Consider the following 20,255-nt stretch of genomic DNA (forward strand, 5'->3'; position numbering starts at 1 on the left):
ACAGGCCACCATGGGGACGGTCAGGGCCGCGGCGCCGCCCCCTCGGGCAGGGTCACCGTCACCGCCAGCCCCTCACCCGGTGCGGTCCGCACCCCGACCTGCCCGCCGTGGGCCTCCACCACGCCCTGCACGATCGCCATCCCCAGCCCGCTGCCCGCACCCCCGCCGGCCCGGAAGAACCGGTCGAAGACGCGTGCCGCGTCCTCCTCGCACAGCCCCGGCCCGACGTCCTCGACGCACAGCCGTACGGCCCCGCCCGCCCGTTCCACCCCCAGCCGCACCGGCACCTCGGCGGGCGTGTGGGTGCGGACGTTGCTCAGCAGGTTGCCCAGTATCTGGCGCAGCCCCGATTCGTCGGCGTGCACGAGCAGTGCGCCCTCCGCCTCGACCGTGACAGGCCGTTCGGGCTGCTGCACCCGCAGGTCCTCGGCGGCCTCGCGCACCAGGCGGCTCAGATCGACGTCGCGGAACCGCAGTTCGGGACGCTGATCGAGACGGGCCAGGGTGAGCAGTTCGTCGACGAGGTGCCCCATCCGGTCGACCTCGCCGTTCATCCGGTCCCAGACCCGCTCCCGCTCGGCCGGTTCCGGAAGCATCCCCTTGTCGTACAGCTGGAGGTAGCCGCGTATCGCGGACAGCGGGGTGCGCAGCTCGTGCGAGGCGTCGCCGACGAAGCGGCGCAGCTGGGCCGCGCTGCGCTCGCGCGTGCGGTACGCCGACTCCACCTGGTGCAGCATGGTGTTGAGCGCGACCCGGAGCTGCTCCACCTCCAGGGTCGAGTCGCGGCTGGACGGGATCCGCCGGGTCAGATCGCCCTCGGCAATGGCTGTCGAGGTCTCCACCATGTCCTCCAGCGGGCGCATCCAGCGCAGCACGCTGATCATGGTCAGACAGGCGAGCAGCGCCAGCAGCAGGGTGCCGACGGCGAGGTCCATCCGCAGCGCCTTGCCCATGCCCTCGTGCAGACCCTCGGTGGGCACGGCGATCAGCACGGTGGTGCCGTCGGACAAGGCCGCGCCCACCATCCGGTAGCGCTCGCCCTCGACCCGTACGTCACGCGGCTCCTCCTCGGCGGCCAGGGCCACCGGGTCCTTCGCGGCGGCGGCCAGCGCGTGCTGGCGGGGAGTCGGCCGCAGCGGGCCCAGGGCCACCGGCTTCCCGGCCGGGTCGACCGCGACGTACACCATCGTCGGGCTGGGCAGCGGATCGGTGTCCTGGGTGCCGCCGTCGGTGAACTTGTCCAGCGCGATGCCGAGTTCGCTCAGCGACTCGATCTGCCGCAGCGTGAAGCCGGCGCTGTGCAGGGTGGTGCGGGCGCCCTTCAGCTCGGTGTCGACCTTGTCGAGCAGATAGAAGCGCGCGGTCATCAGGCTGACGGCGGTCGCCGCGACGATGCCCAAGGCAAGCAGCGCCACGTTCGCCACGGTCAGCTTGGCGCGCAGCGAGTGCACGCCACGTCGGCCCCGCAGCCCCCGAGGCCCCCGCGGTCCCCGACGCTCCCGCAGTTCCCGAAGCACCCGCCGCCTCATGCCAGCCCGTATCCGACGCCGCGCCGTGTGGTGATGAGCGGCGGTCCCAGGGCGTCGAGCTTGCGCCGCAGATAGCTGATGTAGGTCTCCACGACGGTCGACTCGGGCGGAGTGTGTTCGTACTGCCAGACATGGCGCAGGAGCTGCTCCTTGGGCACGATCCGGCCGCCGTTGCGCACGAGGAAACGCAGCAACGCGTACTCGGTCGGGGTCAGTTCGACCGTGCGGCCCGCCCGGCGCACCGAGTAGGTCGTCTCGTCGAGTTCCAGGTCGCCGTATCTGAGCGGAGGCCGCTGCGGCAGGACGTCGGCCATGGGCAGGGTGCGGCGCAGGACGGCCGTGATCCGGGCGATGACCACGTCGACGTCGAACGGCTTGGTGATGTAGTCGTCGCCGAAGCGGAGGGCGCCGACCATCTCGGCGGGCGCGTCACGAGCGGTGAGGAAGACGAGGGCCAAGTCCGGCCGACGCGCGCGCAGTTCACGGCCGAGGGCGCGGCCGTCGCCGTCGGGGAGCATGACGTCGAGCAGCGCCACGTCGGGCCGGGTGCGCTCGGCGAGGGCGAGCGCCTCGCGGACCGTGCCCGCGATCATGACCTCGAAGCGGTGGTAGCGCAGGGCGATGGCGAGGACGTCCGCGATGCTCTCCTCGTCCTCCACCACCAGCACGGTGCCGGTTGCCGTCGTCATGCCCCCAGTATCGGCGCGGCCACTGACAGCCGGGCCGGTTCTGTCTTTGGAGTTCCTTGAGAATCATGGCCGCCGCCTGCCACACGCGCGTGCCGCCACCAATCCTGTTGCCGAGGACCTGGGGGACCGACCGAACCGAATAAGGAGCGTTGAACGTGGCGGCATTGGCACGGTGGTGCTATCGGCACCGGCTGGTGGTCCTGTTGCTGTGGTTGGGGGCGTTGTTCGGCCTGGGCGCGGCGAGTTCGGCCGCGGGCACGAACTACGCGAACGTCTTCTCCCTTCCGGACACGGACTCCGCGACCGCGTACGACCTGATGGAGAGGGCCTTCCCGGAGCGCGCGGGCGACACCGACACGGTGGTGTGGAAGGTGGCCGACGGATCGGTACGGGACGAGGCCGTACGGTCCCGGATCGAGCCCGCGCTGGCGGAGATCGGGCGCATGAAGGGCGTCGGTGAGGTCACCGACCCCTACGCGGCCCGGGGCGGCGCGCAGATCAGCCGGGACGGGCGGATCGCCTACGCCCAGATCACCTTCACCGAGCAGGCGAACGCCGTCCCCAAGGAGCTGATCGAGGACGTCGTCGACACGGCCCGGGCCGCCGAACGCGACGGACTCCAGGTCGAGCTGGGCGGCCAGGCGATCGCCCGCACCCAGGAGCCGCCGCAGGGCACGGCGGAGGCGGTCGGCATCCTCGCCGCGGCGATCGTGCTGTTCCTCGCCTTCGGATCGCTGTTCGCGATGCTGCTGCCGATCGTCGTGGCGGTCGCCGGCGTCGGCACCGGCATGATCGCGACGATGCTGATGAGCCATGTCACCGATGTGCCCGAAGTGGCCCCGCTGCTCGGCTCGCTGATCGGCCTGGGCGTCGGCATCGACTACGCCCTGTTCATCGTCACCCGGCACCGGCGCGGCATCCTGCGCGGGACGAAGCCCGAGGAGGCGGCCGTGACCGCCCTCAACACCTCGGGCCGCGCGGTGCTGTTCGCGGGCGGCACGGTGTGCATAGCGCTCGCCGGGATGCTGGTGATGAACATGCGGTTCCTCGACGGCGTCGTCATCGCGACCTCGCTCACCGTCGTCCTCAGCGTGCTGGCCGCGATCACCCTGCTGCCGGCCCTGCTCGGCCTGCTCGGCATGCGGGTGCTCAGCCGCCGGCAGCGGCGCAGGCTCGCCGCGGCGGGACCGGAACCGGAGGAGACGAGCGGACTCGCGGCGCGCTGGTCGTCGTATGTCCAACGGCGTCCGCGCCCGATCGCGGCGATGGCCGTCGTCGTCATGGCGGTCCTCGCGATCCCCGTGCTGTCGCTGCGGCTCGGCGCCACCGACCAGGGCAACCACCAGGACTCGACCACGACCCGCCAGGCCTACGACCTGCTCGCCGAGGGCTTCGGGCCCGGCGTCAACGGCCCGCTCCAGGTCGTCGTCGACGGCGAGGCCCCGGCATCGCTGGTCGACGGCATCCGCTCCGCCGAGGGTGTCGCCCAGGTGGCCGCGATGCCGAGCGCCGACGGCGTCACGGTGATCCAGGTCGTCCCGACCACCTCGCCGCAGTCCGAGCGGACGGACCGGTTGATCGACCTGCTGCGTGACGATGTGATCCCGCGGTCCGGTGCCGAGGCCCATGTCGGAGGGGTGACGGCGGTCTTCAAGGACTTCGCGTCGGTCACCGCGGACCGCCTGCCGTACTTCGTCGCGACGATCATCGCGCTGGGCTTCCTGCTTCTGATGGTGGCGTTCCGCTCCCTGGTGGTCCCGCTCACGGCCGCGCTGATGAACCTCATCGCGGCTGCCGCGTCCTTCGGCGTCCTGGTGGCGATCTTCCAGTGGGGCTGGGGCACCGAGCTGATCGGAGTGGGCAAGGAAGGCCCGATCACGTCGTTCCTGCCGGTCATCATGCTGTCGCTGCTGTTCGGCCTCTCCATGGACTACCAGGTGTTCCTGGTGAGCCGGATGCACGAGGAATGGGTGCACACCAAGGACAACGCCCGCGCCGTGCACGTCGGTCTCGCGGAGACCAGCCGGGTCATCAACTCCGCCGCCCTGATCATGATCTGTGTGTTCAGCGCGTTCGTGCTGAGCGGCGACATGGAGGGCGCGATGGCGGGCGTCGGCCTCGCGGCGGCCGTCGCGCTGGACGCCTTCATCCTGCGTACGGCGCTGGTGCCGGCCGCGATGCACCTGCTCGGCCGGGCCAACTGGTGGCTGCCGGACTGGCTGGAGCGGCGGTTGCCGCATCTGGCCGTCGAGCCGAGCGAGGAGGCGGTGGCGCCGGCCGCCGAAGAGCAGCCGGCCGATGCGGGCCGGGCCTCCGTCGTCCACGGGTTCGTCCGGACGGCCGATGGTGCGCCGGTCGACGGTGCGGCGGTGACGCTGCTGACCAAGGGCGGCCGTCAGCTGGACCGGGTGACGTCGCTGGCCGACGGCTCGTACATCGTCTCGGTGCCGGCGCCGGGCACGTATCTGCTGGCGACGACCGCCGAGTCGTACGGGCCCCGGGCCGGGCAGGTCGTCGTGGCGGACGGGCCGCTGGGGTACGACGTGGAGCTGGCCGAGGGGGAGGTGGACGCCGTCAACTGACGGTCGCCGAAGCCGGTTTCAGGGGCGCTCGTCCTCGGCGGGCGCCCCCTTGCCACCGGACTTCCGCGGCGCCGGCCCGCCTGTCCTCTTCGCCGGGTCCGGAATGGCGTTCGTCATCCCCGGCAGGAAGTCCGTGAACAGTTCGTGCACCTCCCGCACCAGCGGTCGCAGCACCCGGAACCGGGCCAGGGAGACGCCCCGCGCGGTCAGCCGGGCGCCTCGCTCGGCGAGCCGGTAGCTGCGCTCGCGGCCCTCGGTGCGGTCGAAGACCCAGTACAGGACGAGCCCCATCTGGGAGAGCCACATCAGCTCGGGCAGCACGTCCCGCAGCTCTTCGGGCACCTTGGTCTTCGCACCCGCCAGCACCTGCCGGTGGACGCTGATGGCCTCCACGCGCGCGTGCTCCGACTCGGCGGAGAAGGGGCTGAGCGGGCTGTCGGGGTCGGCGGCGTTCTTGAAGAACTGCACCGCGAACTCGTGGTAGGGCGTCGCGATGTCCAGCCACACCTTCAACACGCCCGCGAGCCGGGCCTCCAGGTCGGTCTCCCGGGCCAGGATCCCCCGGATCGCCGCCTGGTGCTCGGCGGCGATCCGGTCGTAGAACCCTTGGATCAGGTGTTCCTTGCCCTCGAAGTAGTAGTACGCGTTGCCGACGGAGACCCCGGCCTCCCGGGCGATCGCCCGCATGGTCGTCTTGTCGTAGCCCCGTTCCTGGAACAGCCGCATGGCGGTCTCCAGGATGAGCGCACGGGTCTGCTCGGACTTGCTGGGCGTGTCGCCCTGTTCAGGGCTGTCGTTCTTCGAGGGCACGGAAAGAGAGCCTAACGAGTGGCGTTCGGGCCGACCGTCAGGAGGCCTGCGCCGTCTGGTACAGGTTCTGTGCGTCGGCCCCGAAGTACGGGCCGTACATCCGGTTCGGCAGGAAGTTGTACTTGAAGCTGTTCACCGAGGACAGCAGGCCGGTGCCCGTGGACTCGTCGAACTGCGTGAACCAGGGGCCGCCGCTGGAGCCGCCGGTCATGTTGCAGTTCATGCCGTGGTCGTTCGACAGCAGGAAGTCCCGGTTGGTGTTCCCGGAGCAGTAGATGAACTTCTCGCCGTCGTACGGGGCGGCGGCCGGGAAGCCGAACGCGTACATGCGCTTGTTGTAGCCGGTGTTGAAGGCCAGCCCCTGTCCGCCGACGGCGTCCGTGAGCTTCTTGCCGTCCAGCGGGGCCACGACCGCCGCGCCGACGTCGTAGTTGATGTCCTCGCTCGCCGTCCACTGCGGTGTGGACAGCGTCTTCGTCGCGGTCCAGCGGCCGTGCGGTGCCTGGCCGTCGTGGTAGCCGGGCACGAAGACCCAGTTGGTGTGCCAGGCGCCCTCCAGCTTCACGCAGTGGCCGGCCGTGATCACGGTGCTCTTGTTGGCGCTGGTGACGGCGTTGCCGGAACAGGAAGCCGTACGGCCCTGGTAGGTGAAGAACACCCGGCCCGCGGTGGACAGGACCGCACCACCGCCGGTCCACTGGCCGCCGCCGTTCGGGAAGGCCATCAGGCCCACGTCACCGGCGGCCTTGCCGATGGCCCCGGCCGGGGCGCTGGGCGCGACGGTGGCCGCCTTGCCCTGGCGGGGCGTGGAGCCGTCCTGCGCATGGCTCTTGACGGTGACCAGGTCGAGCGGGGTCGCCGCGCGCATCCGCTCAGCGGTCCAGAAGTCACGCGCCTGCTGCTGCGCGTCGGCCGACACCGACCTGACGGCGGTCGAGGTGTCGGGCCTCGGTGCGGCGCTCGCGGGGAGGGCGAGCGCACCGGCGGTGAGCAGCGCGGTGGCGCCGACCAGGGTGCCGAGGACGGGGCGGGGTATGCGGGTGACGCCGGGTGTGCCTCTCACGCGTACTCCTTCTGCGATGGGGGGCCCGGGCGACCTGGTGGGCCGCCCGGCTGACAGACAGTCGGTGCGAGTGCGGAGTGGAGAACCGGAGGCAGAGTGCCAACCCGGGCCGTGCTTTGGAAGGGTGCATGCCAAAATGGCTTCAGAAAGCAGCCCTTTTCAGGACGAGTTGGGCGCGTCCGGTGAGTGACTCACCGCGTGGCGCACCCCCCGCTGTCGCACCCCGGCGGGTTGTACCTCCAGCCCTGCCCCGGGTCGTACGACCATCCGTCCGCCGCCCGGTAGACCCGCCCGCCCCACTGCGCTCCGCCGCCCCACGTTCCGCGCCCTTGCGCCCCCCGCCACTTGGCCGCGGCGAGGACGGCCGCCCTGGCGAGCATGGCCCCGGACGGGGTGCTCAGGCGGTACGCGAGCGACCGTTGCCCGCGCAGGGCCCACAGGGTGACGATCCAGGCGGCGGCGCCCCGGTAGACCTGGCCGGCGTCGCCCACGACGGTGATCTCGTCGAGCGTGGCGCCGTGGTCGAGGTCGGGATGGCGGCGCCGGGCCTCCGCGGACCCGGCCGGAACCAGCTCCAGCGGAACCAACTGCGGCTGCCGTGCGAGCCAGTCGCGCAGGAAGGTGCACAGCGAGCAGCCGGCGTCGTAGAGCACGGTCAGCCGGCGGACCGGCGCGTCGGGCCCGGGGCTGATGGCGCCGGGCCCGACGCCCGCGACGGTGTCGTCCGTCATGTCGGCCATGCTCAGGCCCCGGCCGAGGGGGCCACCCAGTCCTGCGGCGCGACCGGCGGCACCTGCCGCTGCTCCAGCGCCCCGCGCCGCCGGATCTTGTTGAGCACGTAGACATTGCCCAGGTGCATCACGCCGAGCACGAGCAGCACCACGCCGAGCTTGGTCGACAGGGCCTCGAAGACGCCGCGCGTGTCGAGGACGGTGTCGTCGTCGCTCAGGTACAGGGCGACGAAACCGAGGTTGACGAGATAGAAGCCGACCACGAGGAGGTGGTTCACGGCGTCCGCGAGCTTCTCGTTCCCGCGCAGCACGTCGGCGAGGAAGATCCGCCCGTTGCGGCTGAGCGTGCGGGCCACCCAGATGGTCAGGGCGATGCTGACGACCAGGTAGATGACGTAGGAGATGACCGTGCGGTCCATAACCCCCACCCTTCTTGAACGCGTTCAAAACGCTGACGAGGAAGACTCTAGACGCGCCTTTGAACGTGTTCAACTCAATTGGGTGAGTCCTGCGTCACGGCCTGCGAGGCGGCCCGTGTCACGGTCTGCGGCTCAGCTCCGGCCGCTTGGAGTAGTCCGTGAGCCCGATGACGTTCCCCCAGGGATCGGCGATCTCGACCGTCCAGCCGGTGGCCCCGGAGAACGGGTCGTCGAGCGGTGCGATGCCGGCGTCGTACAACTCCTCCGCCGCCGCCCGCGCGTCCGGTACCTCCAGCCAGAGGCGGGGAGAGGGCCACGGGGGCTGCCGGTGTCCCAGCGCCTCCTCGTGCCGCAGCAGAATGCCCGGCGTCTCACCGCCGACCTTCAGCAGCGCGATCCCGGCCTCGTCGAGCCGGAACCCGACCGCGAACCCGGCCCGCTCGTAGAACCGGACGGCCTCACCGAGGTCCCCGACCGGCAGCAGCACGTTGTCGAACCCGAGCAGTTCGTAGGACTCGTCATCTGACATGCCGTCAGGGTAAGGCGATGATCCGCCGCAACCCGTGATTTGGCGTCCGGCGGCACGGTGAACGCCGAAGGGCCCCGCCCCCGGTGATGAACCGGAGACGGGGCCCTGTGGCCGTACGGCGGAGTCCGTGCCGTGCTGGCCGGGGCTCAGAAGCGGCGGGTGATCAGCGCCTTCTTCACCTCGGCGATCGCCTTGGTGACCTCGATACCGCGCGGGCAGGCGTCCGTGCAGTTGAAGGTCGTGCGGCAGCGCCAGACGCCGTCCTTGTCGTTGAGGATCTCCAGGCGCTGCTCGCCGGCCTCGTCACGCGAGTCGAAGATGAAACGGTGCGCGTTGACGATGGCCGCCGGGCCGAAGTACTGGCCGTCGTTCCAGAAGACCGGGCACGACGACGTGCAGGCGGCGCAGAGGATGCACTTCGTCGTGTCGTCGAAGCGCTCGCGGTCCTCGGCCGTCTGGAAACGCTCGCGCGTCGGCTCGTTCGTGTCCTTCGTGATGAGGAAGGGCATGACGTCGCGGTACGCCTGGAAGAACGGCTCCATGTCGACGACGAGGTCCTTCAGGACCGTGAGGCCCTTGATGGGCTCGACCGTGATCGGCTTCTCGGGGTTGATGTCCTTGATGAGGGTCTTGCAGGCAAGGCGGTTCTTGCCGTTGATCCTCATCGCGTCCGAGCCGCAGATGCCGTGGGCGCAGGAGCGGCGGAAGGTCAGCGTGCCGTCCAGGTCCCACTTGATCTTGTGGAGGCCGTCGAGGACGCGCTCCTTGGGGTCGATCTCCAGCTGGAAGTCTTCCCACACGGCCTCTGCGGAGACTTCCGGGTTGAAGCGGCGGACCCGGAACGTGACCGTGATGTACGGGGCGGCCGCGGACTGAGCCTCGGCCTTGTCCATAACGGGGGTTGCCATCAGTACTTACGCTCCATCGGCTGGTAGCGGGTCTGGACGACCGGCTTGTAGTCGAGACGGACGGTCTCGGAGCCGTCGTCACCCACCTCGCGGTACGCCATGGTGTGGCGCATGAAGTTGACGTCGTCGCGGTTCGGGTAGTCCTCGCGGTAGTGACCGCCGCGGGACTCCTTGCGGGCCAGCGCGGAGACCGCCATGACCTCGGCCAGGTCGAGCAGGTTGCCCAGCTCGATGGCTTCCAGCAGGTCGGTGTTGAACCGCTTGCCCTTGTCCTGGATCGCGACGTTCCTGTAGCGCTCGCGGAGCTCCGCGATCTTCTCCACGGCCGTCTTGATCGTCTGCTCCGTACGGAACACCATGACGTTGGCGTCCATGGTCTCCTGGAGCTCCTTGCGCAGGGTCGCCACCCGCTCGGTGCCGGTGGAGGTGCGCAGCCGCTCGACCTGGTCGACCACCAGCTGCGCCGGATCCTCCGGCAGCTCGACGAAGTCCGCGCGCTGGCTGTACTCCGCCGCCGCGATGCCCGCCCGGCGGCCGAACACGTTGATGTCCAGCAGCGAGTTGGTGCCGAGGCGGTTGGCGCCGTGCACCGACACACAGGCGACCTCGCCGGCCGCGTACAGGCCGGGGACGACGGTGGTGTTGTCCGCCAGGACCTCACCCGCGACGTTGGTCGGGATGCCGCCCATCGCGTAGTGGGCCGTCGGCTGGATCGGGATCGGGTCCGTGTACGGCTCGATGCCGAGGTACGTACGGGCGAACTCCGTGATGTCGGGCAGCTTGGCGTCCAGCTGCTCCGGCGGGAGGTGGGTGAGGTCCAGGTAGACGTGGTCACCCTCGGGGCCGCAGCCGCGGCCCTCACGGATCTCCGTGTAGATGGAGCGCGAGACGACGTCACGGGACGCGAGGTCCTTCATGACCGGCGCGTACTTCTCCATGAAGCGCTCGCCGTCCTTGTTGCGCAGGATGCCGCCCTCACCGCGGGCGCCCTCCGTCAGCAGGATGCCCATGCGCCAGATGCCGGTCGGGTGGAACTGGAAGAACTCCATGTCCTCCAGCGGCAGACCACGGCGGTACACCGCCGCCTGGCCGTCACCGGTCAGCGTGTGTGCGTTCGACGTCACCTTGAAGAACTTGCCGCAGCCGCCGGACGCGTAGATGACCGCCTTCGCCTGGAAGACGTGGATCTCGCCGGTGGCGAGTTCGTACGCCACCACGCCCGCCGACTTCTTGACGCCGTCGACCTCGGTGATCAGCTGGTCCAGGACGTAGAACTCGTTGAAGAACTCCACGCCCTCCTTGACGCAGTTCTGGTACAGCGTCTGGAGGATCATGTGGCCGGTGCGGTCCGCCGCGTAGCAGGACCGGCGGACCGGGGCCTCGCCGTGGTTGCGGCTGTGACCGCCGAAGCGGCGCTGGTCGATGGTGCCGTTCGGGGTGCGGTTGAACGGCAGGCCCATCTTCTCCAGGTCGAGGACGGAGTCGATGGCCTCCTTCGCCAGGATCTCGGCGGCGTCCTGGTCGACCAGGTAGTCACCGCCCTTGACCGTGTCGAAGGTGTGCCACTCCCAGTTGTCCTCCTCCACGTTGGCCAGCGCGGCGGCCATGCCGCCCTGCGCGGCGCCCGTGTGGGAGCGGGTGGGGTAGAGCTTGGTCAGCACGGCGGTGCGGCTGCGCTTCGTGGACTCGATGGCCGCGCGCATGCCCGCGCCACCGGCGCCGACGATGACGGTGTCGTACTTGTGGATCTTCATGATTCTCGCAGCCCCGTGCCTAGCGGATGTTCGGGTCGAAGGTGAAGATCACCAGCGTGCCCAGCAGGATGGTGAACACCGTGGCGGTGTAGAGCAGGCCCTTGAGCCACAGCCGGGTGTTCGCGCGCTCCGCGTAGTCGTTGATGACCGTGCGCAGGCCGTTGGCACCGTGCAGCATCGCGAGCCACAGCATCAGCAGGTCCCAGACCTGCCAGAACGGGGACGCCCAGCGGCCGGCCACGAAGGCGAAGCCGATCTTGGAGACGCCGCCGTCCAGCACGAGCTGGATCAGCAGGTGGCCGATGACCAGGACGACCAGGACGACGCCGGACAGGCGCATGAACAGCCAGGCGGCCATCTCGAAGTTGCCCCGGGTGGACTTCGGGGTCTTCTTGGTGCGCTTGCGCGGGGCCTCGATGAGCGGCGCCGGGTTGTCGACGTTGTGGACCGAGCCGCCCTCGACGGGGCCGATCCCGGACGCGGTCTTCTCAGTGATGGACATGCGCGTCAGCTCCCGAACACTTCACGAGCGGCGTGACCGAGGACGGGGTAGATCGCCCCGAGCATCAGCACGCCCCACAGGATCACGACGGACCAGAGCATGTGCTTCTGGTAGCGCGGGCCCTTGGACCAGAAATCGACGGCGATGACACGCAGGCCGTTGAGCGCGTGGAAGAGGATGGCGGCGACGAGGCCGTACTCCAGCAGCGCGACGATCGGCGTCTTGTACGTGGCTACGACCTTGTCGTAGTCCTCGGGAGAGACACGGACGAGAGCGGTGTCCAGCACGTGAACGAACAGGAAGAAGAAAATGAGGACGCCGGTGACTCGATGAGCCACCCAGGACCACATTCCTTCCCGGCCGCGGTACAGCGTTCCAGCCGGCACGGAAGTTCCTCCGGGAGCGGGGATTGGGGCCGCGCCGGCTTGTGCTGTCGGTGGGGCCCGGCCGGGTACGGTCCACCGGCCCCCAGCATCGTAGCCATGCGCCGCCGCTCGGCTGAGCGGGGGGCTGGTGGTGTGATCAAACTGGCACGCGGATGGGTGATTGGCGGCTAATGGGATGGTGAGCGCTGTTCTGCGCCGTTCGTGACGCCGTCTGTGACGTCATAGGGGCTGGTCGCGCCCGTACGGCGGCGGCAGCCGCACCTCGTCACGATCCCGCGCCGCTCAGTGCGCGTAGCAGCCGGCCCTTGGCCAGACGCCGGAGTTCCTCGGCGGTGACCACGCGTTCGTCGTCCGGATCGTTCGCCAATCGAGACCGGATCGCCTGAAGGACGTGGTCCAGAGCCTCTTCCGGCGGCAGGCCGTCCAGGCAGATGATGAATGCATGCCCGAATTTGGCCTCGTATGCGGCATTGGCGGCATTGAGTGCGGTGTGCGCGGCTCCGTAGGTGTCCTCCGGCAGTACCGGCAACGTTTCTCCTGCCAGCGCCCCCGCCAGATCCGACGGCGCCAAGTCGTAGGCGGCCTCGTCCGAGGCGGCCAGCAGGGCGTCCAGGTCCGGATAGGGGCGATGGTCCGTGAGGCGCGCGGCCCAGCGGACGCTGCGCAGACAGCTGAGGAGGGTCTGCTCGACCTCGTCGGCCGGCGCCAGGTTGAAGGACTCCAGCGCGGTGGGGGACGGTGGAGTACGGGACTGCTCGGGAAGTGGCGGTATGGCCACTCGGCCAGGAAGGTGTGTGGGCGTCACGTGGGTTTCGGCAGGGGATTTTGGAAGCGGAGTGGCGCCACGCTATCGAGTGTGGACGTGACGTGTCCGACCGATGCCCGAATTTCAGTCGAACGGGAGAGTTTCGGAACGTGTGGTGGACGCCCGATCAAGCTCACAGGCCCTAGGTTGGCGCCGTGAGCCAGCACAGGCGCCGGGCGACGGCGAAGACGGCGCTGAAGCAGACGTGGGTGCTGATCGTCGCGGTGATCGTCGTGACGGTCGGGGCCGGAGTGAGCCTCGGGCTGCTGGCGACCGGTGACGACGGAGGGTCGGCCGCGACGGAGCAGGGGTCCGCGGCCGGCACGTCCGAGGACGCCTCTGGCACCGCGCCGAAGCGGCCGGGCGCCCCCACACCTTCACCCACCCGGTCGTACCCGCTGTCGAAGGCGCCGCAGACCATCCCCGCCGTCGACTCCCACACCGCCGAGCGCGGACCCGGCTGGCGTCCCGCGCGCGGTGAGCGCGTCGTGGTCGGCGACGCCGGTCTGGCCGACGAGGGGCGGCTGCTCGCCTCGGAGCTGGGGCTGACGTACGCCGGCGAGAAGGACGACACGCGGGCCGGGGACGTACGGCTGGCGCTCGGCGGCGACAAGGGCGCGAACCCGGAGTCGTACACCATGACCGTGCGCGAGGGGCGGGTGAACATCAGCGGGGCCGGGGAGGCGGGTGTCTTCTACGGGACCCGGACGCTGAAGCAGGAGGTGCAGGGCGGCGGGTCGGCCCCGGAGGGTGTCGTGCGCGACGCGCCCGCCAAGCCGGTGCGCGGGTTCATGCTGGACATCGCCCGCAAGCACTTCACCGCGGACTGGATCGAGGACCGGGTCCGGGAGCTCGGCGATCTGAAGTTCAACCAGCTCGGGCTGCACTTCTCCGACGACCAGGGCTTCCGTATCGAATCCGAATCGCACCCGGAGATCGTGTCGCGCCAGCACCTCACCAAGGCACAGGTCAAGAAGATCGTCGACCTGGCGGCGGCCCGGCACATCACCGTCGTCCCCGAGATCGACTCGCCCGGGCACCTCGGTGCGGTCATCGCCGCGCACCCCGAGCTCCAGCTGCGCAACGTCTCCGGTGTCGCCACGCGCGGGGCGATCGACATCTCCAACCCCGAGTCCGCGAAGATCGTCGACGATCTGCTCGACGAGTACGCCGGTCTTTTCCCCGGCGACCAGTGGCATCTCGGCGCCGACGAGTACCAGGCGCTGACCGTGTCCGACCCGCAGGCGGCCTACCCGCAGCTCGCCGCCGCCGCGCGCGAGGCCTTCGGCGCCGGGGGTACCGTCGCCGATCTGACCACCGAGTGGCTCAACGACCGCGCCGCCACCGTCCGAGCCCACGACCGCACGCCGCGGGCCTGGAACGACGGGTTCTTCCGGGACACCTCCGTCCAGCCCGACAAGGACATCCAGGTGGCGTACTGGACCGGCAAGGAGATCGGCGCCCGGCTGCCGGTGGAGTATCTGCGCACCGGCCGCGACCTGATCAACTACAACGACGAGTTCCTCTATCACGTGCTCGGCGAGCCGCAGACCTTCGTCTACCCGACCGGCGAGCGGATCTACGAGCAGTGGACGCCGCGGGTCGTCCGGGGGACCACGGCGGTGCCGGCGACGTACGACGACCAGATCCTCGGCGGCTCCTTCGCGGTCTGGTGCGATCTCGCGAACTCGCAGACACAGGCCCAGGTCGCGGCCGGGATCCGGATGCCGTTGCGGGCCACCGTGCAGAAGCTGTGGGACGACAGGGAGCCGCAGTTGTCCTGGGCGCAGTTCAGGACGCTCGCGGACCGGCTCGGCTGACCCAGGATTGCCCATACGGCTGCGAACCTCCGTGCGACTGTGGTGTATTCGGCCCGAGTCGAACCGAACAGCCAGGGGGATCCGGAAATGGGATATTGGGGGTATTTCGTCGTGGGCCGGGACGAGCGGCCGCTCGCGGAGCTGGAGGCACTGTCCGGCGCCGAGGGCATGACCCTGCGCGAGCGGGCACCGGGCGGCTGGCAGGTCTGGGAGTACCCGAGCGGGGACGGCGGGATCGGCAACATGAATGCGCTGGCCCGCGAGACCGGGGCCCCCGCGCTCTTCGGATACGTCATGGACAGCGCCTCGGTGGTGGTGGAGGCGGCGGCGCCCGAGAGCGGGGCGTGGACGACCTGTCTGGCGAGGTCCGCCATGGCCGGGTACCTCGGTGCCGGCAGCGGCACGGAGCAGGGGAGCGCGGAGGGCGGGGGTGCCGGTGGCGACGAGGGGCTCACGCTCGAGGACTACTTCCTCGAACCGGACGACGCCGCCGCGCGGGCCGTCGCCTGGGCGGCCGAGGCGGGCCACCGGGTGAACGCCGAGTCGCTGATCGACGTACTCACCGCTGATGCGGACGCTCTGGCCGAAAACCTCTTCTTCCGGCTGCTTGATCGGCTCGGTGTGGTGCCGCTGTGACACTCCGGGGCAGTTGCACGCAGTAAGGGGAGATGCGGGCTCCGTTAAGGATGGCGCCCGTCAGGGTCTTGTGCGGGGACCCCGACCCTCGAGGACGACCCGCTTAGGGAGGCGTGGATGAGCCTGGTGGAACTGATCGCTCAGGCCGACGAACGCGGACTGGCCGCCAGCGCCTTGGCTTGTTTGGATCGGTGCGTGCCCCTGCTGGGCGGCGACGACGAGGTGCTGCGGCCCCTGTGGGCGAACCTCGCCGCGGGCGGCGACCCGGCCGAGTGGGGCGAACTGCTGGAGCAGGCACGCGGAAAGCTGGGCGTCGCCGAGGTCATGGACGACGAGGGCGTCGAGGACGGGGCCGCGCTCCTCGCCCGGCGGATGCTGGCCGCCGCCCCGGCGGTGCGGTCCGCCGCCGAGGCACGGATCTGGGCCGACGCCTGCTCGGTCGCCTCGCTTCAGATACACCGGCTCCTCGACCCCGCCGAGGACGACATGTCCTCCGCCGAAGCACATCCCGGGGCGCTCGACTCCGTGCGCTCGGGCGGCACGCCGGTCGTCGGCCGTACGGAGGGCATGTCGCCCCTCGTCGCCGCCGAACTGCGCCGCCAGATCAGCGTCCTGGAGCTGCTCGACGGGCATGGCGCGGGCGGAGTGCGCCGGGCGCTGGAGGTGTCGACCGAGGGGCGGCGGGTGCTGCGCGCGGTCGTGTCCCGGCGGGCCCGGGGACGGGGCTGACGCCGACCACGCGAGGCGAGGACCGTCGCACACGGTCAGGCCACCAGCCACTTGACCACCGCGTCGCCGTGGTCGGCCGACCGCGTGTAGAAGGCGGTCAGATCGCGGTGCGTCGCCGCGTAGAGGCCGCGCACCTGCGGCTCCGCGTCCGACACGCGGTACGGCCGCAGCAGCTCGGCGCGTGCGTGCCGCCACAGGTCGTTGAAGTCGGCCGCCTCGAGGTACGCGGCGACCCCGGTCACCTGGGATGCGGTGAGCAGCAGGAAGGGCGGCAGGGACGGGTCGGCGTGGAACACCGGGCGACCGCCGAGGACCACATGGGTGCGGGGGCCTTCGGGGGCGTGGTTCGGCGGGAGGCCGCTGTAGAAGAGCTCGACCTCGCCGTACTGCTTGTCGAGCACCTCCTCGCGGTGTCTGCCGATCCGTTCCCGCACGGCGTCCCAGTCGTCGTCGAACAGGCGTTGGAACCAGGTCGCGCTGTTGCGCAGGGCCGAGGGCGGCACCGCGCGGAGATGGAAGTACATGCTCATCAGTGACTGGAGCGCACGGGAGCGCCGAAGCGTCACTCCCGGGTAAACCCGGTTCCTGAGAGAGTCCTGTGACCGTCCTGGGAGCGCGGTGGGGCGGTCCTGCGCCAGTCCGGGAAAGCCTCGAAATCCGGGTGACGAAACGCACTTGGGCCGCGCTCACAGAAGTGTGACGACTCAAGCGGAGACCAGGCCCTCAGCTGCGACCAAGCCGGTGCGATGGGCGGCGGACGCCGTGGCGGTGATGCGCGAGGGAGCGCGGCTGCGGCTCGACTACTCGGCCCAGAGCCTGTGGCGGGTCGACCGGATGATCGACGGCCTGCGCCACGAAGGGACGCCCTACGCCGCCGTGGAGTCCACGCTGCGCGGGCTCGGCGCGTACGCCGGTGAGGTGATCGCCGGTCAGACCGGCGCCGAGTGGTGGGCGTCCGGCGGCGACCACTGGATCCGTACGCCCGACGGACGGCTGTGGGACCCGATCGACGAGGCCCGCCGTTGCTTCGCGGGCGACGGCTCGCTGCGGCTGCTGTGCCGGGACGCGACGGGTGGCCGGACCCTGCGGTAGGGCGCCGTCGGCGGACACGGGCCCGTCCGGACGCCGTTGCGCGAGGCGGGCCCCGCTGAGGAAGCGGGGCCGCGTCCGGGTCGGACACGGCCCCGCCGGCTCACCGGGCGTCAGCCGGCCCAGACCTCGGCCTCGTCGGCCGGGACGGTGGTGGCCAGGCCCAGCTCCTTGCGGACGGCGACCGTCTTGTGCGGGTCGATGCCGGTGAACGCGGAGTCGTAGGCGATGTAGAACGCGTCCGCGTCGGCGGCGTTCGAGGCCGTCTTCCACTGCGCGGCGGTCTTCTTCAGCTGGGTGCGCAGCTTGCCGGCCTCGGTGCCCTCGATGCCGTTCAGCCCCTCCAGGTGCGTGTCGAGGGCGGCGGCGACGGCCTTGGCCTGGGCCTTGTAACCGGGCAGGTCGGCCTCGACGTCGTCCTTCTCGGGCTGGTTCGACCACAGGGCCTCGTAGACGGCGTTCGAACCGTTCAGGTACGTCTTCTGCTCCGGCTTCAGGGACTTGGCCTCCAGCGAGCCGGTGAACGTGCCCGACTCCTTGGTGTACGTGCAGCTCACCGCGCGGTCGCCCGTCGCCCAACTCTGCGTGGTCGGCGTGTAGTAGAAGACGGCGACCCCCTTGGGCAGGGCCCAGGTGTCCGGGGCGAACTTGTTCGCCTCGGCCGGGCAGCGCTTGTCGGCGATCGCCGAGACCGCGTCCTCGCCCGGGTACGCCTTCTTCTCGAGGATCTGGAAGTCGGCCACGACCTGACCGGTGTGCGCCTCGTCGCAGGGCACGATCTCGACGAGCGTCTCCTCGCCCTCGCCCTTGGTGTTCGGGTTGTAGCAGTCCCCGACGTGCAGCGTGAACACCGAGCGCTGGCGGGCCACCTTCTTCGCGCCGTCCTTGGCGCTGTCCACGGCATCCGAGACGTCCGAGCATCCCGCCGCGCCGATCGCGAGCAGCGCGACGGCGGCGGATATGCCACGAAGTGAACGATAAGGGGCACGGATAGCCATGACGTGTACATCCTCTTATGGGAACTTTATGCGGATCGCGCCGCATCGTATGCCATCGCGTGACGGCGCGGACACGGGCCCTCTTTGCGTCACGGCGTCTCTGACTCCCGATGCGCGGCGATGGTTGTAGGCGTGCCGGCGACCGGGTCCGGGCGACACGCGCCCTGTGACACTTCCGCGAGGCCGGGCGCTGTTGACCGTGGAGGAACGTGCGCAAGGGTGGCTGCACCCCGGGGTGCGTATTCGCCACGAACCGGTACGGACGAGGACAGTTCTTGGGTCGAGGAGGGGAGCCCCGTCGGGCGCACGCCCACGACGGGGAACTGGGCGCGGCCGTCGCGCGGGCCCAGGAAGGTGACGAGGCCGCCTTCGCGGTCGCGTACCGGCTGGTGCAGCCGGGACTGCTCGGGTACCTGCGCGGTCTGGTCGGGGACGACGCCGAGGACGTGGCGTCCGACGCCTGGCTGGAGATCGCCCGGGACCTCGGCCGGTTCCAGGGTGACGCGGCCGGGTTCCGGGGCTGGAGCGCGACCATCGCCCGCCATCGCGCGCTGGACCATCTGCGCCGGCAGCGGGTACGGCCCCGCGGATCCGCGCTGGAACAGGACGTGCTGGACCTGCCCGGCCCGCACAGCACGCACGAACAGGCACTGGAGTCGATCTCCACGGAGTACGCCCTGGAGCTCGTCCGCGGACTGCCGCGGGACCAGGCCGAGGCCGTGCTGCTGAGGGTCGTCGTCGGCCTCGACGCCCCCTCGGCGGCACGCGTCCTCGGCAAGCGCCCGGGCGCGGTGCGGACGGCCGCGTACCGGGGTCTGAAGCGGCTGGCCGAGCAGCTGGGCGCCGAAGGTGTGACGGATGACGGCCCCCGGACGCTGGGGGAATCGAAATGAACAGTGAGTGTGACGGCGGCGGCCGGGGCGGCGCGGCGGCGCTTCGGTGAAACCGGTCGGGGTGCGTGCTGAGTCGAACGGGTCTTCGGCGACGTACAGGCTCTGAAGGCTCGTGAGCCCCAGCAGCCACGTGGGCCGCACAGGACGCGTGGGCTGCACAGGGCACGTGGGCTGCACAGGGCACGTGGGCGTTGCGGGTCGTGCGGGCTTCGCGGGCCGTGCTGGGCGTCGTGGGTCGTGAGGCCATCGCGGGCCGCGCGGGCTTCACCGGCAGTGGGGCGGGGCGGCGTCCGAGGGTCGCGGCGCGCCCCAGGGTCATCGAGCAGGTCGGACAGAAACGGAAAGCGGACATGGGTGAGCAGCAGAGCGGCGGTGGGTCCACCGGCCGTCGGCGTGTGCACCCTGACGGCATGACCTCCGGCCATGGCTCCGGCGACGGTTTTGGCCATGGGTCCGGCCGTGGGTCGCGCCATGGGGTCGGCCCCGCGATGGTGCTCGACGACGCCGAGTTGGAGGCGCTGCTCTCCGCCGCCGTGCTGCGCGGGCACCGCCCCGACGCCGAGGGGGAGCAGCGTGCCGTGGCCGCGTTCCGGGCCGCCCGGGCGGCGAGGGCGCGCAGGGTCCGCACCCGGCGCCGGGACGACTGGCGGTCCCGTGAGCAACGGCGCCTCGTGCGCTGGGTGAAGACGCTGCTCTCCCTGTTCGCCGCGAGCCTCGCGCTGGGCGGCGTCGCCTTCGCCGCGATCGGTTCGCCCGGCGCGCCGGACCACTCCGCCGACGGCAAGGGCAGGACCACCCCGTCGGCCGTTCCGCCCGCTCGGTCGGCCGCCGGTCACTCCGCCGCGCCGTCCCACCCGGCCGTCGGGACGCCGGCGCGTCCCTCCACCGCTCAGGACACCGAGGCCAAGTGCCGCGCCTACGACTAGGTCAAGGACCGTGGCAACGCGCTGAAGTCGAGTGCCTGGCAACGGTTCGTGGCCGCGGCGGGCGGCGCCGAAAGGGTGGCGGCGTACTGCGCCGAGCAACTCGCCGCCACGAAGACCGGGACGGGTCGGACCGTCGAGGACGGCGCCGGGAAAAGCCGGAAGAACAGCCGCGACGGCAAGGGCGACGACAAGGGCTGAGTCGGTTCGCCGGTCAGCGTCCGGGACCGTGTCCGGTACCTCGGTCGACGCGGTCGACGGCGTGACTCCTGGGCCGAGGCAACGGCCGGGGCCGCCACCCCCCACAGGAGAGGCCCCGGCCGTCGCGCGGCACGGGCCGCGCGGCGGCCCGTATCTTCTACAGCGCCATGACTGCGTTTTCTGTCACACCCAGAGCGACACATTCCCCGTTTCCCGGGTAGTTGCATGTTGTACTGACATGGACGAGCAGCGCTTTCAG

At 70.7% G+C, this 20,255-nt stretch carries 22 protein-coding genes; 8 read left to right on the forward strand and 14 right to left on the reverse strand.

Going from position 1 to position 20,255, the window contains the following annotated elements:
- Nucleotides 1-20 precede the first annotated feature (20 nt).
- A complete protein-coding gene (locus tag ACHBTE_RS06275; protein WP_394722398.1) occupies nucleotides 21-1,451 on the reverse strand; it encodes an ATP-binding protein in 1,431 nt (476 codons plus the stop codon).
- A gap of 74 nt (nucleotides 1,452-1,525) precedes the next feature.
- The gene (locus tag ACHBTE_RS06280; RefSeq protein ID WP_394722399.1) at nucleotides 1,526-2,218 is read right to left on the reverse strand and encodes a response regulator transcription factor; all 693 of its coding nucleotides are present in this window, start codon (nucleotides 2,216-2,218) and stop codon (nucleotides 1,526-1,528) included.
- A 164-nt stretch (nucleotides 2,219-2,382) separates the two neighbouring features.
- Between ACHBTE_RS06280 and ACHBTE_RS06285 the strand changes: the two genes are divergently transcribed.
- Nucleotides 2,383-4,800: an MMPL family transporter gene (locus ACHBTE_RS06285; RefSeq protein WP_394722488.1), complete on the forward strand. Its 2,418-nt coding sequence runs from the start codon at nucleotides 2,383-2,385 to the stop codon at nucleotides 4,798-4,800.
- Nucleotides 4,801-4,818: 18 nt separating this feature from the next.
- On the opposite strand, the gene ACHBTE_RS06290 is transcribed toward ACHBTE_RS06285, so the two are convergent.
- From ACHBTE_RS06290 to ACHBTE_RS06335, 10 genes are all read right to left on the reverse strand, one after another.
- On the reverse strand, nucleotides 4,819-5,610 hold the full coding sequence (locus tag ACHBTE_RS06290; RefSeq protein WP_394722400.1) for a TetR family transcriptional regulator: 792 nt from the start codon (nucleotides 5,608-5,610) through the stop codon (nucleotides 4,819-4,821).
- 37 nt (nucleotides 5,611-5,647) lie between these two features.
- Nucleotides 5,648-6,673 (reverse strand): trypsin-like serine peptidase, encoded by a 1,026-nt coding sequence (locus ACHBTE_RS06295; RefSeq protein ID WP_394722402.1) that lies wholly within the window; start codon nucleotides 6,671-6,673, stop codon nucleotides 5,648-5,650.
- A gap of 191 nt (nucleotides 6,674-6,864) precedes the next feature.
- Nucleotides 6,865-7,404, reverse strand: a complete 540-nt coding sequence (locus ACHBTE_RS06300; protein ID WP_394722403.1) for a thiol-disulfide oxidoreductase DCC family protein — start codon at nucleotides 7,402-7,404, stop codon at nucleotides 6,865-6,867.
- An 11-nt stretch (nucleotides 7,405-7,415) separates the two neighbouring features.
- The gene (locus ACHBTE_RS06305; RefSeq protein ID WP_394722404.1) at nucleotides 7,416-7,823 is read right to left on the reverse strand and encodes a hypothetical protein; all 408 of its coding nucleotides are present in this window, start codon (nucleotides 7,821-7,823) and stop codon (nucleotides 7,416-7,418) included.
- A 118-nt stretch (nucleotides 7,824-7,941) separates the two neighbouring features.
- On the reverse strand, nucleotides 7,942-8,352 hold the full coding sequence (locus ACHBTE_RS06310) for a VOC family protein (RefSeq protein WP_394722405.1): 411 nt from the start codon (nucleotides 8,350-8,352) through the stop codon (nucleotides 7,942-7,944).
- 146 nt (nucleotides 8,353-8,498) lie between these two features.
- A complete protein-coding gene (locus tag ACHBTE_RS06315; RefSeq protein WP_394722406.1) occupies nucleotides 8,499-9,260 on the reverse strand; it encodes a succinate dehydrogenase iron-sulfur subunit in 762 nt (253 codons plus the stop codon).
- Nucleotides 9,260-11,014 (reverse strand): succinate dehydrogenase flavoprotein subunit, encoded by a 1,755-nt coding sequence (sdhA, locus tag ACHBTE_RS06320; RefSeq protein WP_394722407.1) that lies wholly within the window; start codon nucleotides 11,012-11,014, stop codon nucleotides 9,260-9,262. The genes ACHBTE_RS06315 and sdhA overlap by 1 nt, the downstream gene beginning before the upstream one ends.
- Before the next feature lie 19 nt (nucleotides 11,015-11,033).
- The gene (locus ACHBTE_RS06325; RefSeq protein ID WP_394722409.1) at nucleotides 11,034-11,516 is read right to left on the reverse strand and encodes a succinate dehydrogenase hydrophobic membrane anchor subunit; all 483 of its coding nucleotides are present in this window, start codon (nucleotides 11,514-11,516) and stop codon (nucleotides 11,034-11,036) included.
- A gap of 5 nt (nucleotides 11,517-11,521) precedes the next feature.
- Nucleotides 11,522-11,902 (reverse strand): succinate dehydrogenase, cytochrome b556 subunit, encoded by a 381-nt coding sequence (sdhC, locus tag ACHBTE_RS06330; RefSeq protein ID WP_394722410.1) that lies wholly within the window; start codon nucleotides 11,900-11,902, stop codon nucleotides 11,522-11,524.
- Nucleotides 11,903-12,167: 265 nt separating this feature from the next.
- Nucleotides 12,168-12,707 (reverse strand): 2-oxo-4-hydroxy-4-carboxy-5-ureidoimidazoline decarboxylase, encoded by a 540-nt coding sequence (locus ACHBTE_RS06335; RefSeq protein ID WP_394722411.1) that lies wholly within the window; start codon nucleotides 12,705-12,707, stop codon nucleotides 12,168-12,170.
- 155 nt (nucleotides 12,708-12,862) lie between these two features.
- Here ACHBTE_RS06335 and ACHBTE_RS06340 point away from each other — a divergent pair, with 155 nt between their 5' ends.
- From ACHBTE_RS06340 to ACHBTE_RS06350, 3 genes are all read left to right on the forward strand, one after another.
- Entirely contained in the window at nucleotides 12,863-14,527 is a 1,665-nt protein-coding gene (locus ACHBTE_RS06340; RefSeq protein WP_394722412.1) for a glycoside hydrolase family 20 protein, read from the forward strand.
- 87 nt (nucleotides 14,528-14,614) lie between these two features.
- Nucleotides 14,615-15,163, forward strand: coding sequence for a hypothetical protein (locus ACHBTE_RS06345; protein WP_394722413.1), 549 nt, complete (start codon nucleotides 14,615-14,617; stop codon nucleotides 15,161-15,163).
- A gap of 117 nt (nucleotides 15,164-15,280) precedes the next feature.
- A complete protein-coding gene (locus tag ACHBTE_RS06350; RefSeq protein ID WP_394722414.1) occupies nucleotides 15,281-15,892 on the forward strand; it encodes a hypothetical protein in 612 nt (203 codons plus the stop codon).
- Between the two features lie 35 nt (nucleotides 15,893-15,927).
- On the opposite strand, the gene ACHBTE_RS06355 is transcribed toward ACHBTE_RS06350, so the two are convergent.
- On the reverse strand, nucleotides 15,928-16,416 hold the full coding sequence (locus ACHBTE_RS06355) for a DUF1877 family protein (RefSeq protein ID WP_394722415.1): 489 nt from the start codon (nucleotides 16,414-16,416) through the stop codon (nucleotides 15,928-15,930).
- A gap of 172 nt (nucleotides 16,417-16,588) precedes the next feature.
- Here ACHBTE_RS06355 and ACHBTE_RS06360 point away from each other — a divergent pair, with 172 nt between their 5' ends.
- On the forward strand, nucleotides 16,589-16,984 hold the full coding sequence (locus tag ACHBTE_RS06360) for a hypothetical protein (protein WP_394722416.1): 396 nt from the start codon (nucleotides 16,589-16,591) through the stop codon (nucleotides 16,982-16,984).
- 110 nt (nucleotides 16,985-17,094) lie between these two features.
- Here the strand turns inward: ACHBTE_RS06360 and ACHBTE_RS06365 are convergent, their stop codons facing one another.
- Nucleotides 17,095-17,979, reverse strand: a complete 885-nt coding sequence (locus tag ACHBTE_RS06365) for a septum formation family protein (protein WP_394722417.1) — start codon at nucleotides 17,977-17,979, stop codon at nucleotides 17,095-17,097.
- Between the two features lie 275 nt (nucleotides 17,980-18,254).
- Here ACHBTE_RS06365 and ACHBTE_RS06370 point away from each other — a divergent pair, with 275 nt between their 5' ends.
- From ACHBTE_RS06370 to ACHBTE_RS06380, 3 genes are all read left to right on the forward strand, one after another.
- Nucleotides 18,255-18,872, forward strand: a complete 618-nt coding sequence (locus ACHBTE_RS06370; RefSeq protein ID WP_394722418.1) for an RNA polymerase sigma factor — start codon at nucleotides 18,255-18,257, stop codon at nucleotides 18,870-18,872.
- Nucleotides 18,873-19,282: 410 nt separating this feature from the next.
- Entirely contained in the window at nucleotides 19,283-19,798 is a 516-nt protein-coding gene (locus ACHBTE_RS06375; protein WP_394722420.1) for a hypothetical protein, read from the forward strand.
- A 48-nt stretch (nucleotides 19,799-19,846) separates the two neighbouring features.
- Complete coding sequence (locus tag ACHBTE_RS06380; RefSeq protein WP_394722421.1) at nucleotides 19,847-19,996, forward strand: hypothetical protein; 150 nt, start codon at nucleotides 19,847-19,849, stop codon at nucleotides 19,994-19,996.
- Nucleotides 19,997-20,255: the final 259 nt, after the last annotated feature.

Origin of the sequence: Streptomyces sp. M41, assembly GCF_043673425.1 — a bacterium.
GTDB lineage: Bacteria > Actinomycetota > Actinomycetes > Streptomycetales > Streptomycetaceae > Streptomyces.

Excerpts from the sequence above, each read along its gene's own strand:
- ACHBTE_RS06280 (WP_394722399.1), bottom strand. The coding sequence starts at position 2,218 with ATGACGACGGCAACCGGCACCGTGCTGGTGGTGGAGGACGAGGAGAGC.
- ACHBTE_RS06300 (WP_394722403.1), bottom strand. The coding sequence starts at position 7,404 with ATGACGGACGACACCGTCGCGGGCGTCGGGCCCGGCGCCATCAGCCCC.
- ACHBTE_RS06305 (WP_394722404.1), bottom strand. The coding sequence starts at position 7,823 with ATGGACCGCACGGTCATCTCCTACGTCATCTACCTGGTCGTCAGCATC.
- ACHBTE_RS06310 (WP_394722405.1), bottom strand. The coding sequence starts at position 8,352 with ATGTCAGATGACGAGTCCTACGAACTGCTCGGGTTCGACAACGTGCTG.
- ACHBTE_RS06315 (WP_394722406.1), bottom strand. The coding sequence starts at position 9,260 with ATGGCAACCCCCGTTATGGACAAGGCCGAGGCTCAGTCCGCGGCCGCC.
- sdhA (WP_394722407.1), bottom strand. The coding sequence starts at position 11,014 with ATGAAGATCCACAAGTACGACACCGTCATCGTCGGCGCCGGTGGCGCG.
- ACHBTE_RS06325 (WP_394722409.1), bottom strand. The coding sequence starts at position 11,516 with ATGTCCATCACTGAGAAGACCGCGTCCGGGATCGGCCCCGTCGAGGGC.
- ACHBTE_RS06345 (WP_394722413.1), top strand. The coding sequence starts at position 14,615 with ATGGGATATTGGGGGTATTTCGTCGTGGGCCGGGACGAGCGGCCGCTC.
- ACHBTE_RS06350 (WP_394722414.1), top strand. The coding sequence starts at position 15,281 with ATGAGCCTGGTGGAACTGATCGCTCAGGCCGACGAACGCGGACTGGCC.
- ACHBTE_RS06355 (WP_394722415.1), bottom strand. The coding sequence starts at position 16,416 with ATGTACTTCCATCTCCGCGCGGTGCCGCCCTCGGCCCTGCGCAACAGC.
- ACHBTE_RS06365 (WP_394722417.1), bottom strand. The coding sequence starts at position 17,979 with ATGGCTATCCGTGCCCCTTATCGTTCACTTCGTGGCATATCCGCCGCC.
- ACHBTE_RS06375 (WP_394722420.1), top strand. The coding sequence starts at position 19,283 with ATGACCTCCGGCCATGGCTCCGGCGACGGTTTTGGCCATGGGTCCGGC.